The 16053-nt window shown below is 73.6% G+C and carries 13 protein-coding genes and 2 pseudogenes; 9 read left to right on the forward strand and 6 right to left on the reverse strand.

Annotated elements, in window-relative coordinates:
* Positions 1-24: 24 nt before the first annotated feature.
* Positions 25-288: pseudogene (locus tag AB0J12_RS19145) on the reverse strand (hypothetical protein); the annotation flags it as partial.
* 366 nt (positions 289-654) lie between these two features.
* Here AB0J12_RS19145 and AB0J12_RS19150 point away from each other — a divergent pair.
* Both AB0J12_RS19150 and AB0J12_RS19155 read left to right on the forward strand, forming a co-directional pair.
* Entirely contained in the window at positions 655-1632 is a 978-nt protein-coding gene (locus AB0J12_RS19150) for a polysaccharide lyase family 1 protein (protein ID WP_363265485.1), read from the forward strand.
* Between the two features lie 49 nt (positions 1633-1681).
* A complete protein-coding gene (locus AB0J12_RS19155) occupies positions 1682-2488 on the forward strand; it encodes a pectate lyase (protein WP_363265486.1) in 807 nt (268 codons plus the stop codon).
* Between the two features lie 66 nt (positions 2489-2554).
* Here AB0J12_RS19155 and AB0J12_RS19160 read toward each other — a convergent pair whose 3' ends face one another.
* Positions 2555-3319, reverse strand: a complete 765-nt coding sequence (locus tag AB0J12_RS19160) for a PaaX family transcriptional regulator C-terminal domain-containing protein (protein ID WP_363265487.1) — start codon at positions 3317-3319, stop codon at positions 2555-2557.
* A 74-nt stretch (positions 3320-3393) separates the two neighbouring features.
* On the opposite strand from AB0J12_RS19160, the gene AB0J12_RS19165 reads away from it, so the two are divergent.
* Complete coding sequence (locus AB0J12_RS19165) at positions 3394-5058, forward strand: acyl-CoA dehydrogenase family protein (protein WP_363265488.1); 1665 nt, start codon at positions 3394-3396, stop codon at positions 5056-5058.
* Between the two features lie 206 nt (positions 5059-5264).
* Here AB0J12_RS19165 and AB0J12_RS19170 read toward each other — a convergent pair whose 3' ends face one another.
* Positions 5265-5834 (reverse strand): hypothetical protein, encoded by a 570-nt coding sequence (locus tag AB0J12_RS19170; RefSeq protein ID WP_363265489.1) that lies wholly within the window; start codon positions 5832-5834, stop codon positions 5265-5267.
* Positions 5835-6102: 268 nt separating this feature from the next.
* Here AB0J12_RS19170 and AB0J12_RS19175 point away from each other — a divergent pair, with 268 nt between their 5' ends.
* The 4 genes from AB0J12_RS19175 (at position 6103) to AB0J12_RS19190 (ending at position 10302) form a co-directional block, all read left to right on the forward strand.
* Positions 6103-7188: an exo-alpha-sialidase gene (locus tag AB0J12_RS19175; protein ID WP_363265490.1), complete on the forward strand. Its 1086-nt coding sequence runs from the start codon at positions 6103-6105 to the stop codon at positions 7186-7188.
* A gap of 103 nt (positions 7189-7291) precedes the next feature.
* The gene (locus AB0J12_RS19180) at positions 7292-7969 is read left to right on the forward strand and encodes a uracil-DNA glycosylase (protein ID WP_363265491.1); all 678 of its coding nucleotides are present in this window, start codon (positions 7292-7294) and stop codon (positions 7967-7969) included.
* 251 nt (positions 7970-8220) lie between these two features.
* Positions 8221-9225, forward strand: a complete 1005-nt coding sequence (locus AB0J12_RS19185) for a BadF/BadG/BcrA/BcrD ATPase family protein (protein WP_363265705.1) — start codon at positions 8221-8223, stop codon at positions 9223-9225.
* A gap of 153 nt (positions 9226-9378) precedes the next feature.
* On the forward strand, positions 9379-10302 hold the full coding sequence (locus AB0J12_RS19190) for a hypothetical protein (protein WP_363265492.1): 924 nt from the start codon (positions 9379-9381) through the stop codon (positions 10300-10302).
* A gap of 103 nt (positions 10303-10405) precedes the next feature.
* Here AB0J12_RS19190 and AB0J12_RS19195 read toward each other — a convergent pair whose 3' ends face one another.
* Entirely contained in the window at positions 10406-11434 is a 1029-nt protein-coding gene (locus AB0J12_RS19195; RefSeq protein WP_363265493.1) for a lactonase family protein, read from the reverse strand.
* Positions 11435-11626: 192 nt separating this feature from the next.
* Positions 11627-13123, reverse strand: coding sequence for an FUSC family protein (locus tag AB0J12_RS19200; protein ID WP_363265494.1), 1497 nt, complete (start codon positions 13121-13123; stop codon positions 11627-11629).
* A 263-nt stretch (positions 13124-13386) separates the two neighbouring features.
* Between AB0J12_RS19200 and AB0J12_RS19205 the strand changes: the two genes are divergently transcribed.
* Together AB0J12_RS19205 and AB0J12_RS19210 are read left to right on the forward strand one after the other, a co-directional pair.
* Positions 13387-13863: an Lrp/AsnC family transcriptional regulator gene (locus AB0J12_RS19205; protein ID WP_103785646.1), complete on the forward strand. Its 477-nt coding sequence runs from the start codon at positions 13387-13389 to the stop codon at positions 13861-13863.
* A 298-nt stretch (positions 13864-14161) separates the two neighbouring features.
* Positions 14162-15310 (forward strand): annotated as a pseudogene (locus AB0J12_RS19210) (Cmx/CmrA family chloramphenicol efflux MFS transporter); the annotation flags it as partial.
* Between the two features lie 58 nt (positions 15311-15368).
* Here the strand turns inward: AB0J12_RS19210 and AB0J12_RS19215 are convergent.
* Complete coding sequence (locus AB0J12_RS19215) at positions 15369-16001, reverse strand: TetR/AcrR family transcriptional regulator (protein WP_363265495.1); 633 nt, start codon at positions 15999-16001, stop codon at positions 15369-15371.
* Positions 16002-16053: the final 52 nt, after the last annotated feature.

A 16053-nucleotide genomic window follows, 5' to 3' on the forward strand; every position in this document is an offset into this window, starting at 1 on the left:
GGAGGTCGCCGCGGCGCCCTGCCGTTCCCCGGACCGCGGCTGGGTCAGCCAGGCCACCGCCGCTCCGGTGAGGGCGACGGGCCACTCCACCACCCCCGTGACGCCTAGCACCCCGGCGCCGGTGTACACGGCCAGCCGTCGGCCGCGCGGCGACACGGCCCCGATTCTGTCCAGCGCCCCGCCGGCCGCCCGGCCCACAAGCCCCGCGCCGGGCACCCTCCGCAGCGCCGACGCAGCGGCGCGCAGCGGCTGCGGGGGCGTCGCCGTGGGCGACTGCTGCGTTGCCATGACTGTCCTCACCTCGCCGTGACCTCGCCTTCCGGACTGCCGGGTTCCCGCAAAGTGCCTAGTCATCACGTGCTCCCCCGGACGAGTCGGGACGGGGACATCCGGGCGCAGGATCCTGCCCGCCTGCGGAAGCCGCAGACTCCTGTGGAAGCGCTCCCATCGCCTGACCAGCGGCGCTTGCCGAGTGGCCGAATCCCACCCACGCGAGGCGTTGAACAGAAAGCGCTTGCCCTCTACGGTCCGTTCAGCGATGTGACCGATCGACGCCTCAGGAGAGGGAGATTGGCCCACAACGCCAGCGGTGCATCCAGAACAACGAACGAAATTCACATATCCGAACCGCCATACCCCTGAAGGGACACCCGCATGCGCACGCTCCCCCCACGTATGCCGCGACGATCGGCTCCGGCGGCTGCCGGGGCGGTCGCCCTCACCACGGCCGCCCTGCTCGCCCTGTCCCAGCCCGCCGGGGCCGCGGACGCCTCCCCCGTCGGCTTCGGCGCCGGCACGACCGGCGGCGGCAGCGTCACGGCGGTCACCGTCTCCTCGCTCGACGCCTTCAAGGCGGCCGTGAGCGGCAGCACCGCGAAGGTCGTGAAGGTCAACGGCCTGATCTCACTCAGCGGCCAGGTCGATGTCGGCTCCAACACCACGGTCCTCGGCGTGGGCCCGTCGTCCGGGTTCACGGGCGGCGGGCTGCGGCTGAAGAAGGTGACGAACGTCGTCATCCGCAACCTGAACATCAGCAAGCCCGTCGCCCCCGCCGACGGCATCACCGTGCAGGCGTCGACGAAGATCTGGATCGACCACAACTCCTTCTCGTCCGACCGGGACCACGACAAGGACTACTACGACGGCCTGCTCGACATCACCCACGCCTCCGACTTCGTCACCGTGTCCTGGAACACCTTCAAGGACCACTTCAAGGGCTCCCTGGTCGGGCACAGCGACAACAACGCCGACGAGGACACCGGGCACCTGCGGGTGACGTACCACCACAACTGGTTCGACAACGTCAACTCCCGCATCCCCAGCCTGCGCTTCGGCACCGGGCACTTCTACGACAACTACGTCGTCGGCGCCGAGACCGCCGTGCACTCGCGGATGGGTGCGCAGATGCTCGTCGAGAACAACGTCTTCCGCTCGACGGGGGTCGCCGTCACCACCACCCGGGACAGCGACGTCGACGGATACGCCAATCTGCGCGGCAACGACCTCGGCGGAGCCGCGACCGAGGTCTCACAGGTCGGCACGTTCACCACTGCGCCCTACGGCTACACCGCCGAGCCGGCCTCCTCCGTCGTCGCCTCGGTGACGTCCGGGGCGGGCGCCGGAAAGCTCTGACCCGCTCCCGTAACGGGACACCTCCCACCGAAAGGAAGGCATTCGGGACATGACTTCAGCGACCCGTCCACGCGCCCGCCGGCGCTCGGCGACCGGCGTCCTGGCCGCCACCGGCCTCGCGATTGGCATGCTCATGACCAGCGGCGCGCTCTCCCCGGCGAGCGCGGCCACCTGGCCCACCGCCAACGGCAGCCAGGCCGTCTCCTCCACCATCCAGCTGTCCGGCACCAAGGACTACGGGATGAAGCGCCTGTACGGCACCGGGGACCTGGGCTCCAGCAGCCAGGACGAGGACCAGGGCCCCATCCTGGAACTCGCCCCCGGCACCGTCCTGAAGAACGTCATCATCGGCTCCCCCGCCGCGGACGGCATCCACTGCCTGGGCAGCTGCACGCTGCAGAACGTCTGGTGGGAGGACGTGGGCGAGGACGCGGCGACCTTCCTCGGCTCGTCGTCGTCCAACGTCTACACCGTCTCGGGCGGCGGGGCGAAGGAGGCCAGTGACAAGGTCTTCCAGTTCAACGGCGCCGGGACGCTCAACGTCTCGAACTTCGCCGTGAAGAACTTCGGCAAGCTCGTGCGCAGCTGCGGCAACTGCAAGACGCAGTACAAGCGGACGATCAACCTCAACACCATCGAGGCGACCTACAAGGGCACCGCGCTCGTCGGCATCAACACCAACTACGGCGACAGCGCGACGCTGCGGAACATCACCATCGTCGGCGACACCAGCAAGAAGATCGTCCCGTGCCAGAAGTACATCGGCAACAACACGGGCAAGGAACCGACCACCAACGGCTCCGACCCCGACGGCACCTACTGCAAGTACTCCGCGTCCGACATCACGTACAAGTGAGCGCGGCGGGGTGAACGGCGGCCGTACGGCGAGGTGTTCGACCTCCCCGTGCGGCCGCCGGTGCCGTCACCCCGTGCGGCCGTGGCCCACCGAGGCGGCCAGCTCCTCCTGGTACGCGGCGTACGCGGTGCGCAGGGCGGGGGCCGGCCAGTCCGCGGGGAGCAGCTCGGGCGGCAGTACCGGGTCGGCGAGCAGGTGCCGTACGAGCGCGGCGAAGGCGGTGAGCCGGTCGGCCGGGCATGCGGCCTCGTCCGCGTGCGCGAGCAGGGCCCGTGCGGTGGTGGACCAGGCGTCCAACGGCCATAGCTCGGCGGTTAGTTCGGGTGCGGGCCGGTCCGGGCGGGCGGTGTAGGTCTGGGCGACCTCGGCGAGTCCTGCGGGCAGCGGTCGGTCCAGATTGGCCGGGCGCAGCCAGACGCCCTCGCGCAGCTCGGCCAGGCGCAGGGCGGTCAGCCGGGTGCGCAGGTCGGCTCGTTCGGCGGGGCCGCGGCCGGTCGCGGTGATCACCACCATCTCCCAGTCGCCGTGCCACGCGCGCGTGCGGGGCCGGACCGCCTCGTCCTGGCGGCGCTGGCGTTGCAGGAGGCGGTCGCCGATCCGGTAGCCGGTGCCGGTGCGCCGCAGATCGCCGGCGGACGTCATCCGGCTGAGCGCGGCCCGCAGCGTGGACCCGCCGACACCGAACGGCTCCAGCGCGCGGGTCAGCTCCCTGACGGGCAGCTCCGGCGGATGCGCGCCGAGCAGCAGGCTCAGGACGACCGAACGGGCGGACAGCGGACGCAGGCCGAAGCCACCGCCGGGCGGATCTTGCGAGACGTGCCTGCTGCGCATGGGGACGTACTGTAACCGCGCCCTACGATGTTGCACTATTGCTGCGGTCGCAGAGTAAGTGCAACATGACGGGTATGACTTCGCTCCCGGGCTCCGCGTGGCCACAGCCGTACCGCACGCACGACGTCACCAACCAGCCGCCGCCGCTCGCGCCGTACGACGCCTCCGGCGACGCCGCACTGCTCGAGGGCCTGCGCCGGGAGGGCGCCGGCTGGGCCGAGGCGGACATCAGGCGGCTCGGCGAGCGGGCGGGCGGTGTGCAAGCCCAGGAGTGGGGCGAGCTGGCCAACCGGCACGAGCCCGCGCTACGCACGCACGACCGGTACGGCGACCGGATCGACGAGGTCGAGTTCCATCCGGCGTGGCACGAACTGATGCGGGTCGCGGTCGCCGAGGGTCTGGCCGGGGCGCCGTGGGCGGACGGGCGTCCCGGCGCGCACGTGGCGCGAAGCGCGGGCGGCCTGGTGTGGGGGCACAGCGAGGCCGGTCACGGCTGCCCGACGTCGATGACCTACGCCGCAGTGCCCGCGCTGCGCCGCGAGCCGGAGCTGGCCAAGGTGTACGAACCGCTGCTGACCAGCCGCATGTACGAGCCCGGGCTGCGGGTGCCGACCGAGAAGCGCGGGCTGCTCGCGGGCATGGGGATGACGGAGAAGCAGGGCGGCTCCGACATCCGGACGAACACGACGACGGCCACGCCCACCGCCGAGCCGGGCGTGTACACGCTGCGTGGGCACAAGTGGTTCACCTCGGCGCCGATGTGCGACGTGTTCCTGGTGCTGGCCCAGGCTCCGGAGGGGCTGTCGTGCTTCCTGGTGCCCCGGATCCTGCCCGACGGCAGCCGCAACCCGTTCCGGGTGCAGCGGCTGAAGGACAAGCTCGGGAACCGGTCCAACGCGTCCTCGGAACCGGAGTTCGACGGGACCGTGGCCTGGCTGGTCGGGCCGGAGGGCCAGGGCGTGAAGACGATCATCGAGATGGTCAACTGCACGCGGCTCGACTGTGTGATGGCCTCCGCGACACTGATGCGCAAGACCCTGGTGGAGGCCGGTCACCATGTCCGGCACCGCAGCGCCTTCGGGGCGCGGCTGCTGGACCAGCCGCTGATGCGCAACGTGCTGGCCGACCTGGCGCTGGAGTCCGAGGCGGCGACGACACTGACGCTGCGGCTGGCCGGGGCGGCCGACCGGGCGGTGCGCGGTGACGAGGGCGAGCGGGCGTTCCGCCGGATCGCCACGGCCGTCGGCAAGTACTGGGTGACCAAGCGGGGTCCGGCCTTCACCGCGGAGGCGCTGGAGTGCCTCGGCGGCAACGGCTACGTGGAGGACTCGGGCATGCCGCGGCACTACCGTGAGGCGCCGCTGCTGTCGATCTGGGAGGGGTCCGGAAACGTCAACGCGCTCGACGTGCTGCGCGCCCTGGTCCGCGAACCGGCGACCGCGGAGGCCCTGTTCGCCGAGTTCGCCCTGTCCCGGGGCGCGGACGCCCGCCTGGACGCGGCCGTGACACGGCTGCGGGACGACCTGCGGGACGCGTCACCGGTCGGGGCCCGCCGCCTGGTGGAGCGGATGGCGCTCACCCTCCAGGCGTCCCTCCTGGTCCGGCACGCCCCGCCCGCGGTGGCCGACGCCTTCTGCGCGACCCGCCTGGGCGGCGACTGGGGGCACGCCTTCGGCACCCTGCCGGGCACGGCGGACCTCGACGGGATCCTGCGCCGGGGGCTGCCGGGCGACGCGTGAGGGCGGCGTGCCGCGTCGGGAGCGGGGCGTGTGGATCGGTCGGGGCGTGACGGCGGGGTGGATCCGTCGGGGTTCACGGCGGGGTGGATCGGTCCGGGCGTCACGGCGGTGCAGATCCGTCGGGGTGTGACGGCGGGGTGGATCGGTCACCGACGGACGGACGTGGCCGGTCCCGGACGGTCGGACGCGGGCCGGTCCCGCTGTCGTCAGCCCGTCCTGCCCCTCCCCCACAGCGGGCCGAAGCGGGCCCACTCCGCCTCCCACTGATCCAGTCGGCGCTGCTCCAGGCGGATGCGCAGGGCGCGGCCGGCGACGAAGGGGACGATCGCGGTGCTCAGCCCCGCCAGGGCGCCGAGCAGCACGGCGCGCAGGTGGGCCTGTCCGGCGGTGGCGGGCCGGGAGACGAGGCGGCCCCGTGGGTCGGTCCACACCGTGACCTGGCCGCCCGTCGCGCTGCCCGGCCGCACCCGGACCTGACCGGTGTGCGCGGAGCCGTCCGCCGCACGCCAGGACACCTCCGCCCACACGTGGTCACTGCCGGTGCCGGCCGTGGGCGCCCGCTGGGTCAGGCGGGCTACGACGGGACGCCACTCGGCGCGCTCGCGGGCCAGTCCCTGTTCGACCGACCGGGAGGCACCCAGCCCGGCGAGCACTCCGGCCACGACGGTGCACATCCACACCACGAGCACCACCCAGGCCTCCACCTTGTCGGCGCGGCGCCTGAGCGGATTGCGCCGCCAGCGCCACAACCAGACCTCGGGACCACGGACCGCCATCGACGGCACCCTCCTCATCAGCGCGAGCATCCCCGGCGCCCACCAGTACGGCGGAGGGTCGCCCGGTGCTCAGGACGAGCACTGCGCTTCGACGGTCCCATGGCCGTCCACGCCCCGCACGTGTTGCCGGGAAAACTCCCCGCGCATCGCCCGCGTCTGCCACAATCGCCGCTCTGACCTGCGGCGACATGGTCCGGAGAGGCCGCTGTCAGTGGTGGGGTGCACACTGGCCGATGTCTGGGACAAAGACGTCGCGGAGGTGTTCGGCATGACCGAGGTACTACTGGCCGTGGGGACCCGCAAGGGCCTGTTCATCGGGCGCGGGCGGAACGGCGGCTGGCAATTCGACGAGAGCCCGTACTTCAACGCACAGGCCGTGTACTCGGTCGCGATCGACACGCGCGGCGGCACCCCGCGGCTGCTGGCCGGGGGCGACAGCGCGCACTGGGGGCCGTCGGTGTTCCACTCCGACGACCTGGGCCGCACCTGGAAGGAGCCGTCCAAGCCGGCGGTCAAGTTCCCCAAGGACACAGGCGCTTCACTGGAGCGGGTGTGGCAGCTGCATCCGGCGGCGGCCGAGGACGGCGTGGTGTACGCGGGCACGGAACCGGCGGCGCTGTACCGCTCGGAGGACCGCGGGGAGACCTTCGAACTGGTCCGCCCGCTGTGGGAGCACCCCACGCGGTCGAAGTGGGTGCCCGGCGGCGGCGGGGAGGGGCTGCACACGGTGCTCACCGACCGGCGGGACGCACGGGCGGTGACGGTGGCCGTGTCGACGGCCGGCGTGTTCCGCACCACCGACGGCGGCGCCAGCTGGGCCCCGTCCAACTCCGGTGTCTCCGCGGTGTTCCTGCCGGATCCGAACCCCGAGTTCGGCCAGTGCGTGCACAAGGTGACGCGGGACGCGGGCAATCCGGACCGGCTGTACCTGCAGAACCACTGGGGGGTGTACCGCAGCGACGACGCGGGCGCTCACTGGACGGACATCGGTGAGGGCCTGCCGTCGACGTTCGGCTTCGCCGTGGCCGCGCATCCGCACCGCGGTGACACGGCGTACGTGTTTCCGATCAACGCCGACTCCGACCGGGTCCCGGCCGGCCGGCGCTGCCGGGTCTACCGCACGGCGGACGCGGGCAAGAGCTGGGAGCCGCTCACGGCGGGCCTGCCGCAGGAGGACCACTACGGCACGGTGTTGCGGGACGCGCTGTGGACCGACGACGCCGACCCGGCGGGCGTCTACTTCGGCAACCGCAACGGCGAGGTGTTCGCCTCGGCCGACGACGGCGACAGCTGGCGCCAGTTGGCGTCGCATCTGCCGGACGTGCTGTGCGTGCGGGCGGCCGTGATCGGATGAGGCCCACGGGGGAACGGGGGGACAGGACAGTGAACACGGTGTGGCAGGCGGGTGTTGGCCACCGGTTGATCGTCACCTTGTGTACGGCAGTAGGGTGACGCCCGTGGCACCACGACCGTTGCATGAAATCGTCGAAGCAGGCTGGGCGAGGGCCCTGGAACCCGTGGCCGGGCGCATCGCCGCGATGGGTGACTTCCTCCGCGCGGAGATCGCCGCGGGGCGCACCTACCTCCCGGCGGGCGCGAACGTCCTGCGGGCCTTCCAGCAGCCGTTCGACGAGGTCCGCGTCCTGATCGTCGGGCAGGATCCCTATCCGACCCCGGGGCACGCGGTGGGGCTTTCGTTCTCGGTCGCGCCGGACGTGCGGCCGCTGCCCGGCAGCCTCATCAACATCTACCGCGAACTGCAGGCCGACCTGGGGCTGCCTGGCCCGTCCAACGGCGACCTGACGCCGTGGACGCGGCAGGGGGTACTGCTGCTGAACAGGGCGCTCACCACGGCCCCGCGCAAGCCGGCCGCGCATCGTGGCAAGGGCTGGGAGGAGGTCACCGAGCAGGCGATCCGGGCGCTGGCGGCCCGGGGCAAGCCCCTGGTGTCGATCCTGTGGGGCCGGGACGCGCGCAATCTGCGTCCGCTGCTCGGGGACCTGCCGAGCGTGGAGTCTGCGCACCCCTCCCCCATGTCCGCCGACCGCGGCTTCTTCGGCTCCCGTCCCTTCAGCCGGGCCAACGACCTGCTGATGCGCCAGGGCGGCCAGCCGGTGGACTGGCGCCTGCCGTGACCGCGGCCGACGCCGCGCCCGGCGCCCGCGGCGCGGCGGTGCCGGAAGCTCCCGCCGGGGACCGGCGGCGAGCCGGGGTCGACGGGAGCCCGGAGCGGGCCACCGGGCCCGCGGGACGTGCCCCGCAGCCGGCCGGGGCCACCGGCGCGGCGGTGCCGCACCGCGCGCCTGGTGCCGGCACCGGCGACACCACCGGCCCCGGCGCGCACGAGGCCCCGCACGGAGCCGTCGACGCGGTGGAACACGACCGGGTGAGCGGTGCCGCAACGGACCGGGGCGGCGCCGATCCCGTCGTCCTGGCCGTCGACTCCGGTGGTTCCGGGCTGCGCGTCGCCGTCGGCACGGTGGCGCGCGGGGTGCTGGGGCAGCGGGCCTCGCGGGAGCCGGTGCGCACCGGTGACCGGGGCATCGACGCGGACCATCTGCTGGCGCAACTGCTGCCGCTCACCCGGGCGTTGCTCGCCGAGACCGGGCTGCCGGCGCCGGTCGCGGCGACGGTCGGGGCGGCGGGGCTCGCCACCCTCGGGGACGCGTTGCGCGCCGAACTGCCCGGCGCGCTGCGGCGGGAGCTGGGGACGGGGCGGCTGGCGCTGGCCGCGGACGCCGTCACGGCGTACACCGGCGCGCTGGGCCCGCACCCCGGCGCGGTGATCGCGGCCGGTACGGGTCTGATCGCCATCGGCACGGATCTGACCGGCTGGCGACGTGCCGACGGCTGGGGTCATCTGCTCGGCGACTGCGGTTCGGGCGCGTGGATCGGGCGGGCCGGCCTGGAGGCCGCGCTGCGCGCCCACGACGGCCGGTCCGGCGGGTCGGCCGCGCTGCTGGCCCGCGCCGAGAAGGCGTTCGGTCCGGTCGCCGGGCTGCCCGGCGCGCTGTACCCGCGCCCCGACCGCCCGGCCGTCCTCGCCTCGTTCGCACCGCAGGTGGGGGCGTGCGCGGCCGACGGCGACCCGGTGGCCGTGGCCGTCCTGCGCGAGGCGGCCCGGCACATCGCGGACTCCGCGGCCGCCGTGTGCCCCCTTTCGGGGGAACCGTGGGTGGCCCTCACCGGTGGCCTGTTCAAGGTGGGCGAGCCCCTGCTCGTCCCCCTGGAGGAGGAACTGGCCGCACGGCTGCCGCACGCGCGCCGGGTGCCCGCCGAGGGCGACCCGCTGCACGGCGCGGTCCGCGTCGCCACCGCCCTCGCCACGGGCACCTTGCTCCTGCCCACCGACGGCACGATGCTGCAGGTGGTGGACACGGCGGGGACATGAAGCGGCATTCCCACCCGCACGGGGCAAGTCGCCCGGAACAGACGCCGATCACTTCCAAAGCGTACGTAACTCATCAGACAAAACCGGACGGATACCGCTCACCTGCACCCTCCCCGAACAGGGGAGCCCCGGAAGCCAGTAACATGCGGCGCCATGAGCTCCCCCACTGGGCCCGCGTCCGGCCTGCCAGTACGAATGCCGCGCCCCCGCCAGCCCGGGCGGCACCGCCGACCCGAGCCCCTGGCGGCTCCCGAGGGCGCGCCCGCGCTCGTCCTCGCGGTTCCGGGCACGACCGGCGCCGCCACACGCAGCCTCGCCGAGGAGGTCGTGAGCATCGCGCGCTCCGAGCTGCCCGGCCTGGACGCGCGGATCGGGTACGTGGACGGGGACGACGCGGAGTTCCCGACGGTGCAGTCGGTGCTCGTGCACGCCGCGGAGGAGCGCACCGCCCGCTACGAGCAGGCGCTCGCCGCAGGTGTCGAGGTCAAGGAGCCCGAGGGTCCCGTCGCGGTCGTCGTGCCGCTGCTGGCCGGTCCGGACAACGCGCTGCTGCGCCGCATCCGTCAGGCCCTGATGGACAGCCGGGTCGCCGCCGAGCTGACCGACGTCCTCGGCCCGCACCCGCTGCTCGCCGAGGCGCTGCACGTGCGCCTGTCGGAGGCCGGTCTGGCCCGCGCCGACCGTGCCCGCCTGTTCACCGTGGCGACGGCCGCGGACGGCATCATCCTCGCGGCCGTGGGCGGCGAGGAGGCCGTGCAGGCGGCCGGGATCACGGGCATGCTGCTCGCCGCGCGCCTCGCCGTGCCGGTGATGGCGGCCGCGCTCGACCAGGAGGGTTCGATCGCGAACGTCGCCGAGCAGCTGCGGTCCTCCGGCTCCCAGCAGCTGGCCCTCGCGCCGTACCTGATCGGCCCGGAGATCGATGCCTCGCTGGTCGAGGGGGCGGCCAAGGAGGCGGGCTGCCCGGCGGCCGAGGCGCTCGGCGCCTACCCGGCGATCGGCAAGCTGGCCCTGGCCAAGTACACGACGGCGCTGGGCATCGCCCCGCCGCAGGCGCAGGGCGCCCCGGTCCGCTGACCCGCACCGCACCACCCCGGAGACACCCGGATGGAAGCCAAGGGCCCGCTCCCCACGAGGGAGCGGGCCCTTCGGCATGCCGTCCGACGACCCCGCGAGGCGGTCAGGCGAGGACCACGCAGGACGCCGCCGGGACCGCGAGGGAGCCGCCGCGCCGGGGCAGGCCGGTGGCCGGCTCCACCGTGAACCAGGTGACGTCGCCGGAGCGCTCGTTGGCGACGTACAGAACGCCGCCGGCCTCGGTGAGCGCCCGCGGCCAGCGGCCGCCGCACGGCACCGTCCCGACGAGCCGCACTACCTCGCCGCGGGCCTGCACCGCGAACACGGACAGCACGTCCTCGCCGCGGGTCGCGATCCACAGGAAGCGGCCGTCGGGCGAGGCGACGATGCCGGACGGGTAGGCGTCGCCGGCCGGGGCGTGCGGCAGCACGGGCGTCTCGGCGAGCGGGGCGAGGGCGCCCCCGGTGGCGTCCCAGCGGCAGACGGTGACCGTGGGCGTCAGTTCGTTGACGACGTAGGCGTACCCGCCGGACGGGTGGAACGCCAGGTGGCGCGGGCCGGAGCCGGGCCGCAGCGCGAACTCACCGTGCAGGCGGGGGCTGCCGTCGACGAGCGTGCACACCCGCACCGAGTCCGTGCCGAGGTCGACGCTGACCGCCCAGCGGCCGCTCGGGTCGGGCTGCACCTGGTGGGCGTGCGGGCCCTGCTGGCGCTTGTTGTGCGGACCGGAGCCGGTGTGCCGCAGCACACCGGAGGCGGCGGGCGCGAGGGTGCCGTCGGAGCGGACGGGGACGGCGGTGACGCTGCCGGAGCCGTAGTCGGCGGTCAGGAGGTGGCCGTCGTACAGGCTGAGGTGTGTGGGGCCGCCGCCGACCGCGACGCGGGGGCCGGCCGGCTCGGGCTTGTCGCCGTCCACCCGGAACGCGGCGACCCCGCCCTCGGAGGTCTCGCTGACCGCGTAGAGCGTGCGGCCGTCGGCCGACAGGGCCAGGTAGGAGGGGTCGGACAGGCCGTCGGCGCTGCTCAGAGGCGTCAGCGCGCCGCTGTCGGCCGCTACGGCCGCCGTGAGGATGCCGGGGCCGCCGGCCGCCGTGAACGACCCGATGAACGCCCGCCGCACGCTGTCTGCCACCGCTGTCCCCTCTCGTCACCCAGTACGGGGCCCGACGCTAGCAGCCGACGGGACCGGTCTAGACCAAGGGCGACGGGACCCGCCGTAGAGGCGGAAGGGAATTGCGGGCGGACGCGGACTACCGGCCCTGCCGGGTCGTCCCCGGGGCTCCGACTCCGTGCGGGAGCACCCCCGCGCTCCCGTCGGCCACCCTCACGCGCCGACCAGCGGCGAGCCCGACGGGGTTCGCAGCGGGGTGGCCAGCTCGGCGAGGGCGCGCTCCAGGCCGTGCAGGTGGGCGAGGGCGGCCGGTCCGGTGGCCGGCGGGTGGGCCGAGACCGTGAGTTCGCGGGCCTCGCCCTCGGTCAGCGCCTCCACCGCGGCCTGCACCCGCCAGCACGCGGCGGCCAGGCGGGCGTCGTGGGAGGCCTCGGGATCGGCGGCGACGGCGACCAGGCCGCGGACCTCGCGGGCGCAGTCGTCGAGCAGGGCGAGCACGGTCCGGGCGCGCTGCTTGCGGCCGTGCATGGGGTTCAGCGGGTGCACCAGCGGCGCGATGGACAGCCGGACCCGGCCGAGCAGCTGCTCCAGCTCGGCCACCCGCGGCGCCGGGTCGGCGTCGGGCGTGCCGGCGAGGCGCGCCGCGGCCTCGGCGGTGCACGCGTGGACGCAGCGCAGGGCGCGCTGGACCCACGCGTCGGTGACGGCGTGGGTGGTCACCGGCAGCACGAACAGCACCGCGAGCACGGCGCCGAGCGCCCCCACGGCGGTCTCCGTCAGCCGCAGCGCCAGCAGCCCGGGGGTCAGGACGCCGAGAAGGCCGTAGAGCAGCTCGGCCAGCAGCGTCACGCACAGCATCATCCAGGTGTAGGAGACGGCCGCCGAGTAGAAGATGCCGAAGACGCACGCCGCGACGAGCACGGCCGTGGGGACGGGCGCCCCGTGCACGGGTACGGCGACGAGCAGGCCGAGCCCGATGCCGATGACGGTGCCCAGCACCCGGCGGAAGCCGCGCACCAGGGTCTCGCCGCGTGAGGTGGTGTTGACGAAGACCCACCAGGTGGCGCCGACGGCCCAGTACCAGCGCTGTCCGCTGACCAGCTGGCCGACGACCAGGGCGAAGCCGGCGCCGGTGAACGCCTGGACGGCCTGCCGGGTGGTCACCCGGGCCAGCCCGCTGCCGCCGGGCGGGGCGGGCGCGGCGCCCGGGGGCAGGCGGCGCTCGTAGCACCACAGGCCGAAGCGGACAGCGGCCGCGGACGCCACGGACAGCAGCAGCGCCACGAACAGCTCGGGCAGCTGCTCGGGGCCGGCGTGCAGGAACTGCGCGATGAAGAACATCATGAACGCGAACACGCCGAGGCTGTGCCCGCGCGGCCCCCACCGGCGCGCGTACACGCCCGCGCCGACGACGGCGAGGAAGGTGACGTCGCGCAGGACGGGCAGGTCGTGCAGCACGGCCGCGGCCGCGAGCACCGGCAGTCCGACGACGGGCAGCAGGGCCGTGGTGACGGCCTGCCGGGGCACGGTGGCGTCGGCGACGGTGAACAGGGCGAGCAGCGCGGCGAGTCCGCCGGTGACGGCGCCGGGGAGGGAGTGCCCGGCCAGGCCGCACACGACGACGGCCAGCCCGATGCCGAACACCGCCCGCGTCGCGAAGCGCAGCCGCACCCGTCCCGGATCCGGTGCCACGAACACCCTCTTCAGCACTGCCTACCGCCCCCTTGGCTCACTCGCACGAAAAAGGCGCCGCGGGGTTCCGCAGCGCCATCGACCCGACCATGAGAGCATCAACGCCACCCCTGGCTCAAGTGAGGCCGATCTGCCTGGGCCATTGGCTCAGAAAAAGTGGCCGGTCTTCGGCCGATGCCGGACCAACGGACCAGCTTCCGTGGTCGGCCCCGCCGCCAGGCCGCTGAGCCATTGGTACAGTCGACGTCGATCAACGCACGACCTGGAAGACCGGTGGCACCATGACCGTGGACGAGCTCGACACCCGCATCCTGCGGTTGCTGCTCGAGCAGCCGCGCACGAGCGTGCGCGAGTACGCCCGGATCCTCGGCGTCGCCCGCGGCACGCTCCAGGCGCGGCTGGACCGCCTCGAGCGGGACGGCGTCATCACCGGGACCGGCCCCACCCTCTCCCCCGCCGCGCTGGGCCACCCGGTCCTGGCGTTCGTGCACATCGAGGTCACGCAGGGCCACCTCGACGACGTGGGCGACGCCCTGGCGGCCGTACCGGAGATCGTCGAGGCGTTCTCGATCACCGGCGGTGGGGACATGCTGACCCGGGTCGTGGCGCGCGACAACGCCCACCTGGAGGACGTGATCCAGAAGGTGATCAGCCTGCCCGGCGTGGTGCGCACCCGCACCGAGGTCGCCCTGCGCGAACGCGTCCCGCACCGCCTGCTGCCCCTGGTGGAGTCGATCGGGCGGCAGAGCGCGCCCTGACCGTCCCGGCAGCCTGCGACCGGCCGTACGCTCAGCTCCGTTTCCTGACGTCGGTGATACAGGCCGATTCGGGTGAAACCGAGATGCCTCGGCGGGCGTCGGTCGGGTAGCGTGCGGGCCATGTCGAGTCCTGAGTCGGACAAGGTGGGGGCTTTCGGTCACGCCGTCAGCCCCCTGAGCCACTGAACTCGTAGCCCCTGGCGTCACCCCGCATTCCGCGGTGGGACGAGTGTGCGCTGGGGCTGGCCGCGGTGACGAGATGTCCTTCTCGTGCTTCTCCTCACCTCGGAGCCACTCGATGCCTTTCCCGCTGTACCTGCTTGCCATGGCGGTCTTCGCCATGGGCACCTCGGAGTTCATGCTCGCCGGCCTCTTGCCGGACATCGCCTCAAGCCTCGACACAACAGTCGGGACAGCAGGCATGCTCACCCCGGCCTTCGCGATCGGCATGATCGTCGGTGCCCCCCTGGTGGGCGCGCTTGCCCGCGACTGGCCCGGCCGCTCCAGCCTTCTCGGGTTCATCCTCGTTTTCGCTGCAGCTCACGCCGTGGGCGCCGTCACCACGAGCTTCCCGGTCCTGTTCGCTACGCGGGTCGTCGCCGCGCTCGCGAACGCGGGGTTCCTCGCCATCGCTGTGACGACTGCCGCCACGCTGGTCTCGCCCGACAACAAGGGACGGGCGCTGGCCGTGCTGTTGTCAGGCACGACGGTGGCCACGATCGCCGGTGTCCCTGGTGGGTCGGTACTCGGCACGTTGCTCGGCTGGCGGGCCACGTTCTGGGCTGTCGCCGCGCTCTGCCTGCCCGCAGCTCTCGGCATCCTGAAGGGGATCCCCGCAGGACGTCTGAAGGAAGCGGCAACTGGCGGGCCGGCCTTGCGAACGGAGCTCGCCCAGCTCACAAGGGCGCGGCTGCTCCTGGTAATGCTGCTCGGCGCGCTGGTGAACGCGGCAACCTTCGCAAGCTTCACCTTCCTCGCCCCCGTGGTCACCGACGCGGCCAGGCTGGGCGAGTTGTGGATCTCTGTCGCTCTGGTGCTCTTCGGTGCCGGTTCCTTCGTGGGTGTCACCGTCGCCGGACGGCTGTCCGACCAGCGCCCCGCCCTGGTCCTCGCAGTCGGTGGTCCCCTGCTGCTCGTCGGCTGGCCGGCCCTGGCCATGCTGGCCGACAAGCCGGCCGCTCTGCTCTCCCTCGTGTTCGTCCAAGGCGCGCTGTCGTTCGCGCTGGGCAGCACGCTGATCGCACGGGTCCTCTACGAGGCGGCCGAAGCCCCGACCATGGCCGGCTCCTACGCGACTGCCGCACTCAACGTCGGCGCCGCCATCGGACCCCTCTTCGCGGCGACCACCATCAGTACCAAAGCCGGGGCCCTCGGGCCGCTGTTGGCAAGCGGGCTCCTGGTCGCTGTCGCGCTGCTCATCGCGTTCCCCCTCCGCGCGGTGATCACAGCGGGCCGAAGCCCCGAGGTGCTCCAGTGGCGCATGCGGTGTGTGCGTCGTGGTGCGGCTACTCCTGACCCGGCGGGGCGACTTGGAGCAGGTGCAGATACATGGCGGTCACGTCGCGGACGGCGGCGGCGTGGGTGAGGCGGCGGGCGGCGACCTGGCGGGCGAACTCGACGCTCATGGCGCCCACCGCACGGGCCACCGCGAGCGGCTCGGCGACCGGGCGCGCCCGGTCCTCGGCGACGAGGCGGCGGATGTAGCGGGCGTGGCGGTGCACGGGCCGCTCACGGATCTCCTGCCACAGCGCGCGCGCCTCGGGGTCGGTGTGCGCCTGCTGCTCCAGCAGCGGCATCAGCGGGGCGTGCCGGGCGTAGGCGGCGACGAACGCGGCGACGGATTCCCGGGCGACGGCGCGCACGTCACCGGTGTCGACGCCGGGCACCTCCTGAGACGCGAGGAAGGCGTCCCGTACCCGGGCCGCGAGGACACGGAAGACGTCCTCCTTGGACGCGAAGTACACGTAGAAGCCGGCCCGGGAGACCTCGGCCTCGGCGGTGATGTCGGCGACGGTGGCGGGGCCGTAGCCGAGCCGGGCGAAGACCGCCTCGGCGGCGTCGAGCAGCCGGGCCCGCACGGGGGCCTCGGTGCGGTCACGGGCGGTGCGGACCGCCCAGGTCTTCGGGGTGCGTGCCACGCCGCCAGCGTATTGACGTTGACGTCAATGTCAATGAGCATGGCACGGCCGG

Source organism: Streptomyces sp. NPDC049915, assembly GCF_040656475.1.
Taxonomy (GTDB): Bacteria; Actinomycetota; Actinomycetes; order Streptomycetales; family Streptomycetaceae; genus Streptomyces.